Genomic DNA, 962 nt, shown 5'->3' on the forward strand with positions numbered 1-962 from the left:
ACTCTTAAACAGTTTGTTATACGTATTTTTTGAGCAGCTTTGCTTTTAGAATTTCTGGTTTCATTGCTGGCTTAGTGCGATGAAGCATACGGTGGCAATTTGAACAAACCACACAAACGTCATTTAATGTACTGATGTAGTTTTCATCTTTTTCGTGTAGAGGATTCTTATGATGGCACTCGATAAACCCGGCACCTAATTCTTTTCCGTACACTGACTCGAAATCAAAATCACAAACCTGGCATATAAAACCAAGCTCGGCTTTTGCGTCTTTTACTAACTTAGAGTTACGCTTGAAATACGAAGCTTCACGGACCTGCCTTTCGCCCTCAGCATACTCCTGCTCTGGTGAGTTCTCTCGAATTTCATAGTCGCCTAAATCATCGATTACATATGGTTTTTGTAAAAGATGACTGACATAGCCTCCTGAACCACCAAAGTGTTCAAGTCGATCGCTTTTGACACGATAAACATTTCCTGACGGTCGAAAGTTTGGCATATATTGAACATCTTTCTTGAACTGGGTCCAAGTCAGTTCGATATGCTGAGTTTTGAAAAAGAACACGTAGGGGAAATGACTACTTCCCCACAAAAAGTTTGAAAGGTCTAAAAGCTGCTCTTTCCAAAAGCCTTTTACATGACAAAGAGCAGGCATTTCACCATCACCACCAGTGGTCTTGATTAAAAGCATGACATCGCCAACTTTAAGTTGACGAATAACACTCTTGGCACCATCAGGAACTCCCCAGGCGTTACACCAGCCATCGGGAAACTCAGCTAGAAGCTTATCTTCTATTTCTGCTTGTAGATGAGGTGGACAATGTTCGACGATGTCGGAAATAGCGACTTCACCAAAGACAGTTTTGGGAAAATCTGCATTAGCTCCTTTTAAGCCAACATCATGGAAAAATAACTGCATAATACTTCCTCTGAACTAATACGTATAACGCCTTGCTAAGGTG

Annotated in this window: 1 protein-coding gene; it reads right to left on the bottom strand. The window is 41.1% G+C overall.

The features are described 5' to 3' along the window. Positions 1-16 precede the first annotated feature (16 nt). On the bottom strand, positions 17-919 hold the full coding sequence (locus KJB35_RS28190; protein WP_238842954.1) for a restriction endonuclease: 903 nt from the start codon (positions 917-919) through the stop codon (positions 17-19). Positions 920-962 lie beyond the last annotated feature (43 nt).

The organism is Vibrio sp. D431a, assembly GCF_030248655.1.
Classification (GTDB): Bacteria; Pseudomonadota; Gammaproteobacteria; order Enterobacterales; family Vibrionaceae; genus Vibrio; species Vibrio alginolyticus.